Origin of the sequence: Paenibacillus roseus, from assembly GCF_016424485.1 — a bacterium.
Taxonomy (GTDB): Bacteria; Bacillota; Bacilli; order Paenibacillales; family Paenibacillaceae; genus Paenibacillus_D; species Paenibacillus_D roseus.
In genome coordinates this window covers 69,741-88,162 of the sequence record NZ_JAELUP010000097.1, presented here as the reverse complement: position 1 = coordinate 88,162, position 18,422 = coordinate 69,741, and the positions used below count along the sequence as shown (strand labels likewise).

Sequence of the window (18,422 nt, the reverse complement as noted above, 5' to 3'; positions counted from 1 at the left end):
TGAATCGAACCGCAAGGCGAAAGCTGGTACTCTAAGTACAGAAAGAAAACAAAAACTTTATGGGAGGTCGATTTTGTGAAAGGGTTTTCAATCAAAGCAATTTCGCTCACAATCATTGCCGGTGTAATGCTTAGTCTGGCTGCTTGCGGCTCCAGCAATAGCGGTTCAACTCCTGCGTCGCCTGATTCATCTGCAGGTTCATCGGATTTGAAAGCGTCTACAAAAAAAGTGACGTTGAAGATGTGGCACCAATGGGCGTCCCCTAACGACGGCAATACGAAAGCGCTTCGCGAAGTGCTGGACGAATGGAATCGCAACAATCCTGATATTCAGATTGTCGACGATGGAATCGACGGGGAGTCGTACAAGACCAAGATCAAAACGGCAATCGCCGCAAACGAAGCACCCGATATTTTCTATGCGTGGGGTGCGGGCTTTGCGAAACCATTCGTAGAAGCGAACGCTGTGCTTCCACTTGACGACTATTTGAAAGACGGCACAAGCGAAAAGCTGCTTCCGGGTTCTTTGACAAATGTGACGTATGACGGGAAAGTATACGGATTGCCTACCAGCCTTTCGGTGGCTTCCTTGTACATCAACAAAGAAATCTTCGACCAGAACAATGTCAAGATTCCGACGACGTTCAGTGAACTGCTGGATGCCGTCAAGGCGTTCCGGGAGAAGAATATCACGCCGATCGTAGTGGGACAGAAGGATCTCTGGCCGGGCATGTACTGGTACGACATCCTTGCGATTCGGACTGCTGGCGCTCAAGGTGCGCTGGATGCGCTGAATAACCAGGCGTCCTTCGATACACAGCCATTCAAGGATGCAGCTGCAAAACTGCAAGAACTGGTTGCAGCAAAAGCATTCAATGACAGCAAGTTTTCGACTGGCTACAACGAGATGGTTAGCGACTTCACGCAAGGCAAGGCTGCGATGGTCTACCAGGGCAATTGGCTTGGCGGTTCTGTTGAAGATGATCAGTCGCTCGTCAAAGGGAAAGTTATCGCGATTCCGTTCCCGGCAGTTGAAGGCGGCAAGGGAACAGCAGACGAGTTCTTCGGCGGCGCGATTGATGCATTGTGGGTAAGCGCCAATACGAAATATAAAGAAGAAGCAGCCAAGGCTGTAAAATATTTGACCGAGCAAATGTCCAATAAGCTGTACGAATCCGGCGCGGGTCTGCCAAGCTGGCAAGTATCGGGCGTTGACGAGTCCAAGATTAGCGATCTGACCAAGCAGACGGTAGAGATGCTGAAGAGCGCGACCCATACCGTTATGTGGTGGGATATCTTCCTTGAAGGCAAAGATGCGGACAGGCACAAAAATCTGGTAGCGCAGTTGTTCGACGGCAAAATGACGCCTGACGAATATGCCGCACAGATGCAAAAAATTAATGAGGCTAAGAAATAATCAAGCTGAGCAACTGGCACAGCACTCCTCAGAGGCGGCCGGCGCCTGTAAACCGGTCGTCGCTGTGGAAGGAGGAGGACTATGGATAAAGTATTAGGAGATCGAAGGGCGATTGCTCTGTTTGTTTTGCCCACGCTCATCTTGTTCGCAGCAATTATCGCAGTGCCTATTTTACTATCCGGCTATTACAGCTTGTTGGACTGGGACGGTATCGGTGAAGGAACCTTTGTCGGCCTTCAGAATTATGCCAATCTCTTGTTCCAAAATACGGACGGCTTCGGCAAGTCAGTTGTCAACTCCATTATCCTGCTTCTTCTCTCTGTATTCGTGCAGCTGCCGATTGCGCTTGCCCTGGCGCTTATTCTGGCAAGAGGTATTAAAGGGGAGGTACTATACCGGACCGTATATTTCATTCCGGTTATTATGTCTACGGTTGTCATTGGGCAGCTCTGGTTGAAAATTTATAACGCGGATTACGGTCTGTTAAATGCAATGCTTGGAAGCATCGGGCTGGATTCATGGAAGTCAGATTGGCTCGGCGATACAAGCAAAGCGTTGCTTGCAGCTTTTGTTCCTATTCTATGGCAGTACACGGGGTATCACATGCTCTTGATGTACGCTTCGGCAAAATCAGTATCTGAAGAAATTTATGAGGCGGCGCGAATCGACGGAGCAACAGGCATCACGAGCGCGCTCAAGATCACTATTCCGCTAATTAAGCCGATGATCGAGGTATGTATCATTTTTGCCGTGATCGGCTCGCTGAAAATTTTCGATCTGATTTATGTGTTGACTCGGGGAGGCCCGTTGCATGCGACGGAAGTGCCCAGTACATTGATGTACAAATCGATCTTCGACCAGTATCAATACGGTTACGGCAGCTCGATTGCCATATTTATTATTGCTGAATGTATTATTTTCACACTTATATTACAGAGAGCCTTCAAAAGCGAATAAAGAGATAGCAGGTGAAGAGATGCGAAGAAACTATATTTCGTTAAAAGGCGGATGGGATATCAAGATGATCGGTTTAAATATTGTGCTGGTCATCGGCATGCTTACTTGCTTATATCCGCTAATTTGGTTGGTGTTGTTCTCACTTAAGGACAACAATGAGATATTCGGGGGAAATATCGCGGGTCTACCCACGCAGTTCCTCTGGGAGAATTACAAGGAAGCGCTGATTCAGGCCAAAGTTGGGGTTTATTTTACCAACAGCGTGTTTGTCACGGCCATTACGATCGCGGCTACTTGCTTTCTGTCGCTCACTTCTTCCTATGCGATTATTCGGATGCGTTGGAAGCTTAGCAAAGTTACATTGAATTTGTTGCTGCTCGGGTTGATGGTGCCGCAACATGCCGCTTTGCTTCCCCTCTTTATTATATTGAAAAAATTGAGCATACTTGATTCCTATTGGGCATTAATCATTCCCTATACATTATTCGCCATTCCGATGGGTGTTTTTATCTTCTCCGGGTTCATGAAGGGGATTCCGAGAGAACTGGAAGAAGCGGCATGTATTGACGGATGCAATATTTATCAGATTTTGTTCCAAATCGTGTTGCCGCTTGTAGCGCCGGCACTGGCTACCATTGCAATTTTCACGTACCTGTCTTCATGGAACGAGCTGATGTTTGCCGTGACCTTCATTAATTCCTCCTCGCTTAAGACGATAACGGTGGGGATTCAAACGATGGTCGGTCAATATTCGACTTCCTGGGGACCGATAGGGGCCGGACTCGTTGTTACAACGCTGCCGACGATTCTTATCTACACTTTCCTGAGCGGACAGGTGCAGAAAAGCTTAATTGTTGGTGCGGTTAAAGGATAAAAAAATAAAAGAGAAGTGGAGAGGCTGCTGGTGCTAAACAAGTTAAAAACATTTCATACGGACCAGTTTCTGTACGGGGTTTGCTATTATCCCGAACATTGGGACGAGGAATTATGGGACGACGACTTTCGCAGAATGCGGGAAATGGGGATAAACGTAGTTCGCATGGGGGAGACGGCCTGGAACCTGTGGGAGCCAGAGGAGGATGTTTACTCCTTCGACGTGTTCGATCGGGCAATCGAGCTTTGTGAAAGCCATGGACTGAAGGTAATTCTGGGAACGCCTACGTATGCGCCTCCCGCTTGGCTGACAGCCAAGTATCCCGAATCGCTGCGTCAGGACTTCTATGGCAATGTCATGCATCACGGTTCACGCAGACATGTGAATTACACAAGCCGCATTTTCCTTGAAAAGTGCGAAAATATTGTAGCCGCTTTGGCTGAGCATTATAAGAATCGCGAAAGTGTGATTGGCTGGCAGATTGATAATGAGTTGAATTGCCATATGGATGTCAGTTTCGCGGACAGCGATCGCGAAGCATTCCGCGAATGGTGCAGAGCCAAATACGGCGGCTTGGCCGAACTGAACATAGCGTGGGGAACTGCATTCTGGGCGCAGACCTATACGGACTGGAGTCAAGTTGATCTGCCCCGTCCGACAGCGACTTATCATAGCCCGGGACATTTGCTTGATTTCTATCGATTTACATCCGATTCCGCGATCGGGTTCGCAAAGTTGCAATACGACGTTCTTAAACGCGCCAATCCGGAAACTTTCGTTACGCACAACGGTCTTTTCGATAATATTGATTTTGCCAAGCTTACAGAGGAAGCGCTCGACTTCATTTCGTTCGATTCGTATCCTGCTTTCGCGTTGATGCAGCGTAAGTCAAGCCCGGAATACTTTAAGGACCGGATATTCAGTATGAAGCTTAGCAGGGTGAGAGGGCTGTCCTCCAAATTTATCATTTTGGAGCAACAGGCTGGCCCTGGCGGACAATCCGGTTCCGTCTTGCTGAATGGTGTGAGCGACTATCTGCATAAGACGCCAAAACCTGGACAAATGCGGTTATGGGCGTGGCAGTCTGTTGCCCATGGGGCTGACGGCTTGCTGTTCTTCCGCTGGCGCACCTGTCCCTTTGGCGCAGAAACGCTATGGCATGGCTTGAATAACTATGGCAATCAACCAAACAGGCGGCTTGAAGAAGCAAAGCAGCTGGGTCAGGAATTTGAGAAGACGGGTCCGCTTCTGATTGCAAGCGATTCCAAGGCACAAGCAGCGATCCTGTACGATTACGATAATGACAGCAATAACAAAATTGACGGATACATCGGCCAGCAAATGTGGCGCAGTGAAGAATTGGTATATCAAGCGCTGAATGAGCGCCATATCATGACCGACGTTATTCCGAATACCGCTTCGATGACAATTGAGGACTTGAGCCAGTATAAGCTCGTAATCTGCGTCAATGCCCAACTGCTGGACGAGGAGGACGCGGCAAAGCTGCACGCCTATGCCCAAGGGGGAGGAACCGTTGTCTTTGGCCCGCGAAGCGGTTATAAGAACAGGAACAATACGGCTCGCATGCTGCCGTTGCCGGGTATTCTGAGAGAGCTTACCGGCGTTGAAATTCACGATTATACGATGGTGGATGAATCCGACGATGTGGGCGTGCAGTTCGAAGGAACGGACACCACCGTCAATACCTTTCACTTTAACGAGGTGCTGGAGGCGAAAGGGGAACACTCCGAGGTTGTGGCACGGTATACATCTGACTATTATGAGCGGGAAGCGGCAATTGTGCGGAATGCTGTCGGAGACGGGGTAGTTATCTACAGCGGAACGGTGCTTACAGTTGATACGACTGCATTGATTCTGGATAGCCTTCATATTCATGATTCGCTGGCTGATTGGGTCGAGGCGCCGAAGGAAATTGAGGTTGTAAGACGCGAGCACGCGGATGAGGCAATCTATATCTTCTTGAATTACCTGAATAAGCCCGTTCCAGTGAAATTTAATGAGGAGGTGATTGAGACATTATCTGGAAACAAGCTTGAAGGGCTGTTCGAACTGCAGCCTTATGATGTACTTTTCATCAGAAGAAAGGAATCTGCACATCCAAAACCACGTGGAGAGGAGTAATTGAATTTATGATGAAAATTAAACGGAAACAGATCACCAGGCTTATGAAGGGGACGCTGGCAGGACTGATTTTAAGTTCAACGCTAAGTTTCGGGAGCTCAGCCTTGGCGGCTGGAAATGCGACGATCAAGTGGAATACCGAGTATCAGGAGATTGACGGTTTTGGCGTATCAGGGGCGTTCCACCAAGCTTATCATTTGCAGCAAAGCAGCCCTACTGTCCAGAATGAGGTATTGGACTTATTGTTTTCAACGACCAATGGCGTAGGCTTATCGATTATCAGAAATGATATTGGAGACGGGGGCGTCTGGAACGATGTGGCCAGTTGGCCCCATGCCACCATCGAACCAACGGAAGGCAACTACAATACGGATGTGCTGAATGACGATCAATTATGGTTCATGAATGAGGGCAAGAAGCGCGGAGTTGATCGCTTCTTCAGTACGGTATGGAGTCCTCCGGGATGGATGAAGACCAACGGGAAGGTCGAAGAGGGCGGAAGCTTGAGACCCGACAAGTACCAAGCCTTCGCAGATTATCTGACCCGATATATTAAGGATTACAAGTCCAAATTCGGTATCGATATTTACGCAATCTCACTCGCGAACGAGCCTAACAACAAGACTTACTATTCGTCGAACGAATGGACGGGTGCACAATTCCGCGACTTTATTAAGTCCAACCTGATCCCGACGTTTGACAACAATAACATCACTTCGAAAGTTATTTTGGGCGAGACAGCCGAATGGGATGAAAGTATTGCGGTGCCGGCGCTACAGGACGCAACGGCAGGCTCGCGCGTCGATATTACAGGCGTTCACGCATACGACGCTGGAGTCGGTGTACTCCCGGTCTCGCAAAGCAAGAACAAAAAAGTTTGGCAGACAGAAGTCGGAAACTTGGGTCCTAATGACAACTCGCTTAACGACCAGTTGTTTTGGGCCAAATTGATTAATAGCCACATGCTCAGCAATGCAAGCGCCTGGATGTATTGGTGGGGTGTTACCGTCAAGGATAACGGCGAAGCCCTCGTTAATAACCTGAATTCGGCCACTAATACGTATACGATTTGCAAGCGCGTGTATGCAATTGGGAACTATAGCCGCTTTATTCGTCCAGGATATGTTAGAATCTCTGTGAATGAGAATCCGACAAACGATGTTTACGTAACGGCATACAAGAACAAAAGTGATGGCAAATTTGTAGTTGTTGCTATTAACGATAGCTGGTCTGATCAAAGCTTGAATTTCTCACTTGACGGCTTTACGGCATCGACAGTAACACCGTACCGGACGTCTGAAACCGAGCAGCTTGCCCAGCTTGCCAATGTAAGCGTAACCAACGGAAACACCCTTAGCCCTACGCTAAAAGCAAGAAGTATCACTACGTTCGTTGGTACCGCAACATCCACTGGCAATAGCGGCGCTCAGCTGTTTTACGATGACTTCGAGAGCAATGCAATCGGCTCGAATGCTGCAGGCTGGACGACAGACGGCGGCACGTGGCAAGTATTCCAACCAGCCGGCAACACAAAAGAATATCGTAAAACAAGCACTGGAGACAACACTTCGATTGCTGGGTCCAACTGGTCCAATTACTCCGTTCAGGGCTACATCAAGCTGAATGATATTACCAATGGAGGCGCAAGCCTGCTCGGTAGAGTACAAGACAACAGCCACTATTACCAGCTTGAACTCAAGAAGGATTCATCAGGCATGAGGAAATGGTGGATATGGAAAAATAATGGCGGCAGCTGGACTCAAATCGCTTCCGGTTACTATCCTTATGAAGCAGATAAGTATTACCTCATTAAACTTGATATGAACGGCAGCAATTTGACCGCTTCGATCTCTACTAATTTTGGCAGCACCTTCACAACGCTAGGCTACGGACAGGATTCGCAATATTCATCCGGCAAGATCGGTGTCAGATCATGGGGCACAGGCGGCGCTTTTGATGCCATTCGCGTTATAGCTAATAATTAACAGTTCGATTGTCATCGTAAATTAGTGTAGCTGGCAGAATACTTTACTATAATGATTGACTTAGATGGAATTTGATTGTAAGATATTTCTATGAGTCTATCGCGAAAAATGAATACTAGTAAAGGCCGATCCTTACGAAAGGAGGTTCTATTTTTCTTCAAGCAGAAAAATAGAACCTCCTTTTCCATTTATAAGTTGAGCTAAGAAAACATGACCATTCTGTGAAACGCATGCCTCAAACGAATTCATGTGATATGGAGGAATGAAATCGTGAGTACAGATTTTGAACTTAAATTGCGTTCAAAAGCAGCTCTTTTCCATGAGGGTCAAGATTTGTCTGAGGCAATCGAGCAGGCGATCGTACAGGAATGGAAGCGGATAGAGCAGGAGGTAGAAGCTTCCGGCGGAGAATTTTCACGACAGGCCTACACGCAGCCCAAATCCTTGGGAGAGCTGCTTACGAAACGTGCTGGTTTGTATCAAATTGGGAATGGAAATTCAGTCTATGCGGGAGGGCTAAGCGATTATGCTCATTCCTTATGGTCGGGGTGGTACGGCAACAGGGAACTTGCTCCTGTAAAGGATCATCTGGATCATGAGCGGTTATCCTTGTTGTATGGGATTACATTGCACCAGCAGAGCAGGCTGGCCACCACCTTTTACCCGATTAAAGCGTCTGCATTCAATATGGCGGAAAATACGATTATTGTGCGGACAGCTAACGGGCTTCGGCTTCGCGGCAAACAAACCTTTGGCTCAGACGCGTTGTTTGCAGACGAATTGCTGGTGTTCTTAAAACAAGAGGGAGAGAAGGAACCGTCAGGCATTGCACTCATCCCAGTAGATGCCGAACAACTTGAAGTTCAGGTCCATTCGGATTGGACTTCCGGTGTTACTGTCCACTATAACGATGTTTCCGTTGTATGGGAGCGTGTGTTGGTCGACGATAATGCAGACAGTGTCAAGCAGTTGCTTCAAAATCCTGTCGCTGTTTCGCTTGCCGATTATCAATGGGCATCCAGACAATTAGAACTGCTTCAGATCATTGCCGGAACTGCAATTGAGCTGGCCGAAAATACAGGTTTGGGCAAGGAATTGCACATCCAAACGATTTTAGGGGAGATGATACAAAATATTGAGGTTCTAAAGGCCTTTATCTACAATGCGGAGGAAGAGGGGGCATTGAATGAGGCAGGACTATTTCTCCCTGCTTTCACGCCGGTGAGAGCGGCTAAACAGGCCGGAGGAGGCTTTATACGCCATGCACTGGAGGTGCTTGAACGGGTCAGCCAAACGTTCCTTCTCGAATCGCCTGATCCCTCTCAGGCACAACAGCAGGTCAGCAGAGAGGTGACTTCACTTCACAATGCCGTTTGGTCACTGGTGGGCAGCGGGAAAGCTTATCGTATCAAGCAGCACGAGAGTTATACATTTGGTGACTTAATTGAACAGTCGACACTCTTTTATGAGCAATACAATTATTCATATTATAAAGAACTGTACAAGAAATTCTGGAGACAAGCAGCAGCCTCGGTACCATAGCTTCACAGGGCTGAGGTGAACGATGTAAGCAAGCCAATGACACTACTATATCATAACCCTTGAGGAGGTGAGCCAAAGCGCATCGCTTTGGCAAAACATGAAAATTAATGAACATCTTGAAGTACTGGAATTGAAAGCATCAATAGGTGGAAAGGAATCCGTGCTGAATCCGGTAGTTATCCGTGACGGAAACTCCTATATTTTAGTGGATACCGGCACGCCTGGCTCTCATGGCCCAATTACAGAACTATTGACCCAAGCCGGTATAGATCCATCGGAATCTCATTCCATTATTCTGACCCATCAGGATATCGATCACATTGGCAGCCTCCCACAGTTTAAGGGAGAAGGCGTGGATGTGTATGCTTACAAAGTAGAGCAGCCTTATATCGATGGCTTGACACCGCTGGCCAAGTATACTGAGGAACGGATAGAGGAACTGCTTGCCCCTCTTCCGCAGGATCTGGCTGCAGCTTTCAGGGACACCTTTTCAGGTGAAGTAAAGAACGTGACACGCTTGCTGGAAGACGGAGAACGGCTGCCTTTCGGCGGAGGACTTACGGTAATCCACACACCCGGACATACAGCGGGACACATTTGTCTATACCATGAACCAAGCAAAACTCTTATTGCCGGCGATGCTCTGATGAATGTGGCTGGAAAACTCCAGGCTCCCCCTCCGGCGTATAACACAAATACGGAGGAAGCGATTGAATCGATCCGCAAGCTTCAGGCGTATCCAATCGAGAGGTTAATTTGCTATCATGGAGGAATTTTTGAAGGTGATGTCCATGAAGCCATCGAAGAGTTGACGGGTAGTTTACAGAGCTGAACAACGGTATAAGTTCATAGTAAAGGAAAAGCTCATCGGGATTGTTTCTGATGAGCTTTTTTGCTTGTGGGCAGCACGGAGCGATTAACGCTGGCACAGCAAAAACATATTATAATAGAAGAAACTCGACTATTCGGGCTGTGATTAATGTCATTTAAAAAAGAAAATTGATAATGTTATAATATAAAAATTGGATATTCATCTATATTTTATGGGTGTATGTTCGATTCAATAGAAAGCAGATTTATAAATGAAGCTGCCCACTCAACGGGCAATTACATGTGGATGAGCAGCGAGTTTGAAACGGAGGTGTCTTTTGGATATAATTAGCCCTATATAACGGAACGGAAGCAAAGGAGGGGAAGGCTGAACAATGGTAGGGGGATGGGTAACATGGCTGCTGATATTATTCGGAATTATAGTGGCTGTTGTCGGAGTAATTGCTTATATGCGCATGGTGTCTACATCGTCTTCCGACCGTCCAATATCGAAACCGCAATCAAAGGAAAAGGGTGAGTAACGGAGTAACGCCATCTTTCCTCTTGCGTATCATAATGGTATAATGTATGTGAACCGAATATCTGGCTGAACCATGAGTAGCCTGACCGGGTGGATTGCTTGAGCTAAAGGAAGATTACGACAGCGCTTATACGCTGCATTCTCGTAATGGATTTAGGACGACCAACCAATATATGGGAGGGGATTTCATGGCGAAGAGAAGCCATAATGAAGTCAAGGACAGTCTGAAGGAACTCACGAGAATTTTTCAACCCAAAGATCCGAGAAAATTTGTTCGTGAATATATCCGCAAGTACCGGATTACGGGTGGATATGAGGATGAACTGACTTCCGTTGTGGAGAATGAACTCGGGAAAATCAATTCAGTCAGCTAACGGTCACTTTCGTCAAACAAATTGTATATGACAAGCCTTGCTCCTGATGAGCAGGGTTTTTTTGTGTGCCTAGCGGAAGAATACTCAGCCCCGCAGCGGCCCTAGCGTTAGAGGAAATTACATGCTTCAAGGCAGAAGCCTGTTTGGCAGGGAGATGTAATCTTTTTAACGGGATCAGAATACTGTGATGATAATCTGCATCTCGAAAGGTGGCCCTGGCAATGGCAAAGCTCAAGACGCAAGAAGAAATTTCACACATGCACAGAGCAGGAAAAATTGTAGCGGCCTGTCATCAGGAAATCGGAAAACGAATCAGGCCGGGTGTAACGACACTACACATTGATGCCTTTGTTGAAGAGTTTATGAGACGTCATGGAGCGGTACCCGCGCAAAAAGGATATAAGGGCTTTCCTTTTGCCACTTGCGCATCGGTCAATGATGTTGCTTGTCACGGATTCCCAAGCACACAGCCGCTTCAAGACGGTGATGTTGTAACTATAGATATGGTGGCTAATGTAAATGGGTGGCTGGCGGACTCGGCCTGGACATACGGCATTGGGCGTATCGATGCGTCCACACAAGCTTTAATGCAGACTGCGCAGCTTGCACTGTACAGGGGGATTGCGAAGGCCAGAGCAGGATACCGAATTGGTGACATTGGCCATGAAATTGAAAGCTTTGTCCAACGAAAAGGCTTTAAAGTAATTCCTGATTTTATCGGGCATGGCATTGGTACAAAAATTCATGAAAAGCCTGATGTGTACCACACGGGCAAAGCAGGCACGGGCGTTTTATTGGAAGCAGGAATGGTCATTACTGTAGAACCGATTATAGGCGCTGGCGGCGACGACGTATGGACCGATTCGGACGGCTGGACTGTCCGTACCTGGGATAGCAGCCGAACGGCGCAGTACGAGCACACGATAGCAATTACCGACGGCGACCCGCTGCTCTTGACACAGCAAATCTGAGGCGCCCATGCATATGCGAAAAACCCGCTATTGAAAGCGGGTTTTGGCAGGTCATTCAAAGCCAAGTGGAGTTAACGCTGATCCTTGGGTCCAATCGTCTTCAACTCATGTACAGACCTTGGCATAATGACTCCATCGGCGAACTGATATTTTACAAAGGTATTAAATTCACTGGTCAATGGGGTTAACGAACGGCCCGCCCATGCTTCCTTCGCGTAGTCCACCATTTCGTTGACAAATTCCTTATTGGCGGAAATATGGACTTCCTGTACTTTGGGAACAAAGTTGCGGATTTTGGCAGCAATGGTTTGCTTCAATTTCCCGGACAGCTGATTATTGTCGTTAACCGAGAAATAGGAGTTATAGGGCGTAATCAGCTTTTGGTTATTGTAGTAGGGAGAACCATTGTCATAGTTATAGGTTCCTTCATTGGTTCCGGTATTGTTTTGCTCTCTGGCGTCGCGGCCGCCTGTTTTCTTGGTTCCAACAGCAGTCCAGTCGAGCGCAATGCCGACATAGGCATTTTTGTCTGTCAGCATTACGATGCCGGTGGCGACGCCATTGATACCACTGACTTCACGAGAGAGCATGGAACTGTATTCGAAAAATTTATTGTCATGCTGATCCTTCCTGCCGGTCAAAGAACCGTAAAGCCTGGGCTGCAGCATTTTTGGGTCTCCCTTTTGTCTGGAGCCGTAGTCGTAATCACTATCTTGAACTCTCCGCGTATAATTGCAGCCAGTTAGAGCGGATGCGCCAATCACCAGAGACAGAAGCAATAAAAGAGAGCGGCGTGATGACAAGCTGCCCGCTTGGCGTAAAAAGAACATGCAGCGAACCCCCTTATGATTATTCGGTTAGTATTAGCTTTTGCGGAGCGCGATGAAATATACACAGACAAGCTATACATAAATGACCATGCAATTGGAGAAAATTGTAGAATGAAGTTTAATTCAACCCCTTTCCGGGTCAAGATAAAACATCAAAAAAATGCTTGTCTACGCAGCTTTAAGAACAATTTGTGAATTCTTTGTGGAACATTGACAAACAGTTGCTACAACTTTATATTTAATAAGTGATTTAGTTTGCAGAAGTCTGTAAAAAATGAAGTAAAACCGCACAGTTGCAGCATGAAAGCCGGCATGGAATCAGGCAGCAGGAAATGCAGAAAACCGCAGGTCGCCATTCTAAATGGAGGTACCGATTTGTACGAAAACATCGTTGCAAGCGGTATCTATCGTCTTCAGACCGCACACTCAAAAGAAATATGGGCACTTGTGCGCTGCTGATGGAGAGCGCTTATATTTCTGCTTGAGTAACGGCAAGTACATAAGCTGGTGATTATGCTATTGCAACTGTAGAAAAAGTCAAAAGTGGGGTAGATCAATGATGAATCGATGGCATGTAGTGAAACGGCTGTTGCCGCTCCTTGCCATGATGTCGCTGCTATTGTCAGCATGCGGGCGGGAGGACTTGTCCACGCTGAATCCGCAAGGACCCGTAGCAGAACAGCAATTCGGACTTATGAAATTGTCGATCTCGATCATGGTGTTGGTGGTCGTTATCGTGTTTGCCATCGCCATTTATGTTCTGATTCGTTTCCGCAGACGTCCGGGCGATAACAAGATTCCAGAACAGGTAGAAGGAAACCACAAGCTTGAAATTATCTGGACGGTTATTCCGTTGGTCCTGCTTGTTATTCTGGGGGTACCAACTATCCAAACGGTATTTGGACTGGCCAAGGATTACAGCAATGATGAGAACGCTATCCAGATCAAGGTTACAGCGCACCAATACTGGTGGGAATTTGAGTACCCTGATTTTGGAGTGAAAACCGCTCAAGAAATGATTATCCCTGCTAATACTACGATCTCGATTGAGGCCAAGTCAGCAGACGTTATCCACTCGTTCTGGATTCCGGCATTGGCTGGCAAAATCGATACGAATCCTGGCGGGAATGTAAACCGCATGTTCTTTGAAGCGAACAAGCCGGGCGTTTATTACGGCAAATGTGCCGAGTTATGCGGCCCTTCGCATGCTTACATGGATTTTAAAGTAAAAGCAGTGGACGAGGCTTCCTTTAAACGCTGGGTAACGGCAATGAAAGCGCCGGCTCAACTGCCTGCCGATCCGGCAATTGCAGAGAAATTTGTCAACGAATGTTTGACTTGTCATGCAATTGGCGACAAAGGCGGCACGCTGTACCCGAATCTGACAGGTATGGGTGACCGTGTATCGGTAGCGGGTTTCCTGATGAATACGGATGATCCGCTGTATAAGAACGAAGGCTCCGTCTATGATAACCTCAAGCGCTGGATTACAGATCCTCAAGAGGTTAAACCAGGCAACCATATGCCTAAGGTTAAATTGACAGAGCAAGAAATTGATGCAATTTCCAAATATCTGTCCGAGCAAAAGCTGGACTATTAATATGACAGTACGATAAGGGGGGACCAACCTTGGCTCACGGACATACCGTTAAACGTTACAGCGGTCTTATGGATTGGCTGACAACGGTTGACCACAAAAAAATCGGGATTCTATATCTGATTGCAGGGGGATTTTTCTTCCTGGTCGGTGGTCTCGAGGCCATATTGATTCGGCTTCAGTTATGGAAGCCGCTCAATGACTTTGTAAGCCCGGATACCTATAATGAATTGTTGACAATGCATGGTACGACAATGATCTTCCTGGCTGCAATGCCGCTGTTGTTTGCTCTTATGAATGCGATTGTTCCGCTTCAGATCGGAGCTCGCGACGTTGCTTTCCCTTTTGTTAATGCGCTTGGCTTTTGGACATTCTTCTTCGGCGGCGTTTTGCTGAACGTCAGCTGGTTTGCCGGAGGAGCTCCGGATGCAGGCTGGACATCTTATGTTCCGCTTGCAACCAATACCTACAGTCAGAACCACGGAGTAGATTTCTATGTACTGGGCTTGCAGATTGCCGGTATCGGTACGCTCGTGGGAGGTATTAACTTCCTAGTCACGATTATTAACATGCGCGCGCCTGGCATGAGCTTCATGCGTATGCCAATGTTTACATGGACAGCGTTTATTACATCCGCTCTGATTCTGTTCGCTTTCCCGGCCCTGACCGTCGGTCTGGTCGCTTTAATGTTCGACCGTCTGTTCAGCGCGAATTTCTTTGAAGTTTCAAACGGCGGTAACGCAGTGCTTTGGGAACATATCTTCTGGATTTTCGGACACCCTGAGGTGTACATACTGATTCTTCCGGCTTTCGGTATCATTTCCGAGGTTATCAGTACGTTCTCCCGCAAACGCCTATTTGGTTACAGCTCGATGGTGTTTGCAACTGTGCTGATCGGTTTCCTTGGTTTCATGGTATGGGCTCACCACATGTTTACAGCTGGTTTGGGACCTATCGCCAATGCGTTGTTCTCGATTGCTACCATGCTGATTGCCGTTCCTACAGGAATTAAGATTTTTAACTGGCTGTTCACGATGTGGGGCGGTTCCATCCGGTTCACAACGGCCAACCTGTTCGCAATAGGGTTCGTTCCTACGTTCGTAATGGGGGGAGTAACCGGGGTTATGCTAGCGGCAGCTCCGGCTGACTTCCAGTATCACGATTCCTACTTTGTTGTTGCACACTTCCACTACGTCATTGTTGGCGGTCTGGTACTTGGTATTTTTTCAGGCTTGCATTACTGGTGGCCGAAAATGTTCGGACGTATGCTCAGCGAAGGCCTCGGCAAGCTGACGTTCTGGACATTCTATATCGGATTCCATATGACATTCTTTTTACAGCACTTCCTCGGCTTGCTCGGTATGCCGCGCCGTGTTTACACGTACCAGGACGGATTGGATTTTAATCTGATGAACTTGATTAGTACGATTGGCGCGATACTGATGGGCATTGGTACAATCTTCTTCCTGATTAACATTGTAGTTACATCTGTGAAGCCTAAGAATGCTCCTGCAGATCCGTGGGAAGACGGTCGTACGCTGGAATGGGCAATTCCGTCCCCGGCTCCGGAATACAACTTCCTGCAAACTCCGCTTGTTCGCGGATATGATGCACTATGGAAAGAAAAAATGGACGGTAATAAAGGCATGACACCGGCTGAACCGATTGGTCCAATCCATATGCCATCGCCATCAATACTGCCGTTCGTAATGTCTGTTGGGTTATTCATTACTGGTTTCGGTCTGATGTACAGCAAGTACATTATCGCAGGCGCAGGCTTGCTGATCACATTTGCCTGTATGTTCCTGAGATCGATATTCGATGACCACGGGTTCCATATTGAACCGGAAGAACTGAAGGACAAGGGGGTAAAAGCATGAGCGCACATTCGCATGTAGATGGTCAGCTTCCGCATGAGCCGGAAAAAGCCACCCTTGAAGGCCGCAATAAAGTACTTGGCTTCTGGCTTTTCCTTGGCGGAGAAACCGTATTGTTCGGTACGTTGTTTGCAGCATACCTTGCACTTCGCAATCAGGTCGGAGACGGTAATCCTACTTCACAAGAGCTGTTTGATCTTGTCCTTGTCGGTGTAGCTACCTTTATCCTCCTTACTTCAAGCTTGACCAGTGTATTCGCTATTCAGGCGATGCATAAAAACCAGGTCAAATCGATGTTGATTTGGCTGGCCGTTACCGTATTGCTCGGACTCGGATTTCTTGGCTTGGAGATTTACGAGTTTGTACACTATGTTCATGAAGGCCATGGCTTTACGACGAGTGCTTTCAGTTCATCATTCTATACGCTTGTCGGCTTCCATGGAGGGCACGTAGCATTCGGTGTGATCTGGATTACCATTCTTATCTTCCAGGTACTGAAGAAGGGACTCAATGTTGTAACGGCTCCAAAGATTTATGTTGCCGGTATGTATTGGCACTTTATTGATGTCGTTTGGGTATTCATCTTCACAGTCGTATACCTGATGGGAAAGGTGGGCTAAACGATGTCAAGCAACCATTCCTCTTCAGAACAGCAAGGTCGTCGTCATAAGGTCGAAGGCCCGCAAAAGCATATTATCGCTTATGTATTCTCGCTTGTTTTGACCTTGTTGGCTTTTGCAACCGTTATTGCCGGTGAAGTCAACACGATGTTCACGTACATTTTATTGATTGTCATGGCAGGAATTCAGGTATATATTCAAATGGCGTTCTGGATGCATATGAAGGATCGCGGACATATGTATGCAATCGTTGGGATTTTGACAGGCGTTTTCGTTGTCTTTACCATGGTTGTAATGGCAGAATACTGGGTTTGGTGGTAACTTAAGCCGAACCAGATTCCCCGAGGACGGTCGCTGTTTGTGGCCGTCCTCTCTTTGTTAAAATATAGAATCTACCGCAAGCTGTTTACGCCTGAGCAAATTGGAAAACGTAGTCGTTTGCAAAGATTCATTGAGCTTGGACCACGAAACGGAGCCTGTGTCACCCTGCCGCGGCGCCGTTTACGATAGATAAGGAGGGAAATCCATCATGCTCGGTCTGGAGTATTTCACCTTCGCGGATTTGTGGAGTCCCATTGTATTTTTTATATGTGCGGCACTGACAATACTTTATTTTTATGTAGTTGGCCCGTGGCGTGAGAAGCGTTATCCGCTGGAACCTAAAGTTAGCGCCAGGAGCAAGTTCTGGTTTGTCCTGGGGATTACGCTGTACTATTTGTGCCAGGGCGGTCCGCTTGAACTGCTTGGACATTTGACGTTCACCTTCCACATGGCGAATATGTCAATTACGTATCTGATTGTCCCGCCGCTATTGCTGCTAGGGATTCCGGCATTTGTATGGAGGCATATCTTTTCGGCATCTGTATGGAAGCCTTTCAGATGGATGATGCACCCACTGCTTACTTTACTGATGTTCAACATTCTGTTCTCGATTTACCATATTCCAGATGTTCATGACTATGTGATGGTCAACTTTACGATACACCGTCTATATTACTTTGCTATGCTGATCACGTCTTTCATGATGTGGTGGCAGATTATTTGTCCGGTGGAAGAATGGACGAGGCTGACCGATGTAAAGAAGATGGGGTATATTTTTGCTAATGGAGTACTCCTGACGCCAGCCTGTGCGCTTATTATTTTTGCGGAATCGCCGATGTATGCAATGTACAATGACCCCCAAGTTTGGGCGAATGCGATGGGTTACTGTGTCTCAGGCGATCCTAGTGTGCTGCTATCCAAATTTGAAGGGCCAATGTTTTTTAACTTCATGTCTCCACTCGAAGATCAGCAGCTAGGCGGCATTGTCATGAAGCTGGTCCAGGAGTTTATGTACGGTACAATATTAGCTTATGTATTTTTCCACTGGTATAAAAGAGAACATTCGGACTCCAATGACAGCTTGCCGAATCCGGAGCCTGCGGGCAATTAAAGAGCCAACGAAATTAATGGCATTCAATGCTCCTATAGTCCGAACGGAAGCGCTCATGCCGATATTGGCAGTTTATAAGAAAATCAGCCAGAATATTTCTGGCTGATTTTTTTTGAAGACATTTTTGACCAAGGAATCGGACTTTAACAGCGATCGGAAGGGTCCTCTGCCCCGCACATTTCCCCTCTCTAAAGGTACAGCGCTATTTTTGGTTTTATATAGGAGTAAAGGTTTAGGTCGAAATAGACACAAAGAGACATTATGCGACATTTAAACTAAATATGTTGACATATTGCACCAAATTATAGTATAAATAAATAGTAAATAAGAACTAATAGGGGCAAACTTAGTGAAAGCTAAGGGCGCAAAGCCACGGGCCTAAAGCAGGGAAGCTATGGCAGCCGGGTTGCAAGAGCTATGCATGTTTCTTTGCGTGCGTAATTATTGCCCTTAC

At 47.1% G+C, this 18,422-nt stretch carries 16 protein-coding genes and 1 riboswitch; of the genes, 15 read left to right on the top strand and 1 reads right to left on the bottom strand.

All coding sequences use genetic code 11. The annotated features are described in order from the left end of the window. Nucleotides 1-75: 75 nt before the first annotated feature. The 10 genes from JFN88_RS16730 (at nucleotide 76) to map (ending at nucleotide 11,612) form a co-directional block, all read left to right on the top strand. Nucleotides 76-1,416, top strand: a complete 1,341-nt coding sequence (locus tag JFN88_RS16730) for an extracellular solute-binding protein (protein ID WP_199020430.1) — start codon at nucleotides 76-78, stop codon at nucleotides 1,414-1,416. Between the two features lie 81 nt (nucleotides 1,417-1,497). Further along, nucleotides 1,498-2,373 (top strand): carbohydrate ABC transporter permease, encoded by an 876-nt coding sequence (locus JFN88_RS16725; RefSeq protein WP_199020428.1) that lies wholly within the window; start codon nucleotides 1,498-1,500, stop codon nucleotides 2,371-2,373. Nucleotides 2,374-2,392: 19 nt separating this feature from the next. Beyond that, nucleotides 2,393-3,247, top strand: a complete 855-nt coding sequence (locus tag JFN88_RS16720; RefSeq protein ID WP_199020426.1) for a carbohydrate ABC transporter permease — start codon at nucleotides 2,393-2,395, stop codon at nucleotides 3,245-3,247. A 30-nt stretch (nucleotides 3,248-3,277) separates the two neighbouring features. Continuing rightward, nucleotides 3,278-5,389 (top strand): beta-galactosidase, encoded by a 2,112-nt coding sequence (locus JFN88_RS16715; protein WP_199020424.1) that lies wholly within the window; start codon nucleotides 3,278-3,280, stop codon nucleotides 5,387-5,389. An 8-nt stretch (nucleotides 5,390-5,397) separates the two neighbouring features. Next, complete coding sequence (locus JFN88_RS16710) at nucleotides 5,398-7,374, top strand: glycoside hydrolase family 30 protein (protein WP_199020423.1); 1,977 nt, start codon at nucleotides 5,398-5,400, stop codon at nucleotides 7,372-7,374. A gap of 270 nt (nucleotides 7,375-7,644) precedes the next feature. After that, a complete protein-coding gene (locus JFN88_RS16705; RefSeq protein WP_199020421.1) occupies nucleotides 7,645-8,916 on the top strand; it encodes a 4-hydroxyphenylacetate 3-hydroxylase C-terminal domain-containing protein in 1,272 nt (423 codons plus the stop codon). A 160-nt stretch (nucleotides 8,917-9,076) separates the two neighbouring features. Beyond that, nucleotides 9,077-9,748 (top strand): MBL fold metallo-hydrolase, encoded by a 672-nt coding sequence (locus tag JFN88_RS16700; protein WP_332908495.1) that lies wholly within the window; start codon nucleotides 9,077-9,079, stop codon nucleotides 9,746-9,748. A 373-nt stretch (nucleotides 9,749-10,121) separates the two neighbouring features. Continuing rightward, on the top strand, nucleotides 10,122-10,268 hold the full coding sequence (locus JFN88_RS16695) for a hypothetical protein (RefSeq protein ID WP_199020419.1): 147 nt from the start codon (nucleotides 10,122-10,124) through the stop codon (nucleotides 10,266-10,268). 187 nt (nucleotides 10,269-10,455) lie between these two features. Then, on the top strand, nucleotides 10,456-10,641 hold the full coding sequence (locus JFN88_RS16690; RefSeq protein WP_028563775.1) for a hypothetical protein: 186 nt from the start codon (nucleotides 10,456-10,458) through the stop codon (nucleotides 10,639-10,641). Nucleotides 10,642-10,862: 221 nt separating this feature from the next. Further along, nucleotides 10,863-11,612, top strand: coding sequence for a type I methionyl aminopeptidase (map, locus tag JFN88_RS16685; protein ID WP_199020417.1), 750 nt, complete (start codon nucleotides 10,863-10,865; stop codon nucleotides 11,610-11,612). A 71-nt stretch (nucleotides 11,613-11,683) separates the two neighbouring features. On the opposite strand, the gene JFN88_RS16680 is transcribed toward map, so the two are convergent. Further along, nucleotides 11,684-12,442 (bottom strand): YhcN/YlaJ family sporulation lipoprotein, encoded by a 759-nt coding sequence (locus JFN88_RS16680; protein WP_199020415.1) that lies wholly within the window; start codon nucleotides 12,440-12,442, stop codon nucleotides 11,684-11,686. Between the two features lie 556 nt (nucleotides 12,443-12,998). Here JFN88_RS16680 and coxB point away from each other — a divergent pair. From coxB to ctaG, 5 genes are all read left to right on the top strand, one after another. Further along, nucleotides 12,999-14,042 carry a cytochrome c oxidase subunit II gene (coxB, locus tag JFN88_RS16675; RefSeq protein WP_199020414.1) on the top strand — a complete coding sequence of 348 codons (1,044 nt, stop codon included), beginning with the start codon at nucleotides 12,999-13,001 and terminating at the stop codon, nucleotides 14,040-14,042. 29 nt (nucleotides 14,043-14,071) lie between these two features. Then, entirely contained in the window at nucleotides 14,072-15,919 is a 1,848-nt protein-coding gene (ctaD, locus tag JFN88_RS16670) for a cytochrome c oxidase subunit I (protein WP_199020412.1), read from the top strand. Continuing rightward, nucleotides 15,916-16,536, top strand: a complete 621-nt coding sequence (locus JFN88_RS16665) for a cytochrome (ubi)quinol oxidase subunit III (protein WP_199020411.1) — start codon at nucleotides 15,916-15,918, stop codon at nucleotides 16,534-16,536. The genes ctaD and JFN88_RS16665 overlap by 4 nt, the downstream gene beginning before the upstream one ends. 3 nt (nucleotides 16,537-16,539) lie before the next feature. Next, entirely contained in the window at nucleotides 16,540-16,857 is a 318-nt protein-coding gene (locus JFN88_RS16660) for a cytochrome C oxidase subunit IV family protein (protein ID WP_199020409.1), read from the top strand. 208 nt (nucleotides 16,858-17,065) lie between these two features. Next, on the top strand, nucleotides 17,066-17,968 hold the full coding sequence (gene ctaG / locus JFN88_RS16655; protein ID WP_199020407.1) for a cytochrome c oxidase assembly factor CtaG: 903 nt from the start codon (nucleotides 17,066-17,068) through the stop codon (nucleotides 17,966-17,968). 329 nt (nucleotides 17,969-18,297) lie between these two features. Next, a riboswitch (cyclic di-GMP riboswitch) is annotated at nucleotides 18,298-18,382 on the top strand. The last annotated feature ends 40 nt before the right edge of the window (nucleotides 18,383-18,422 follow it).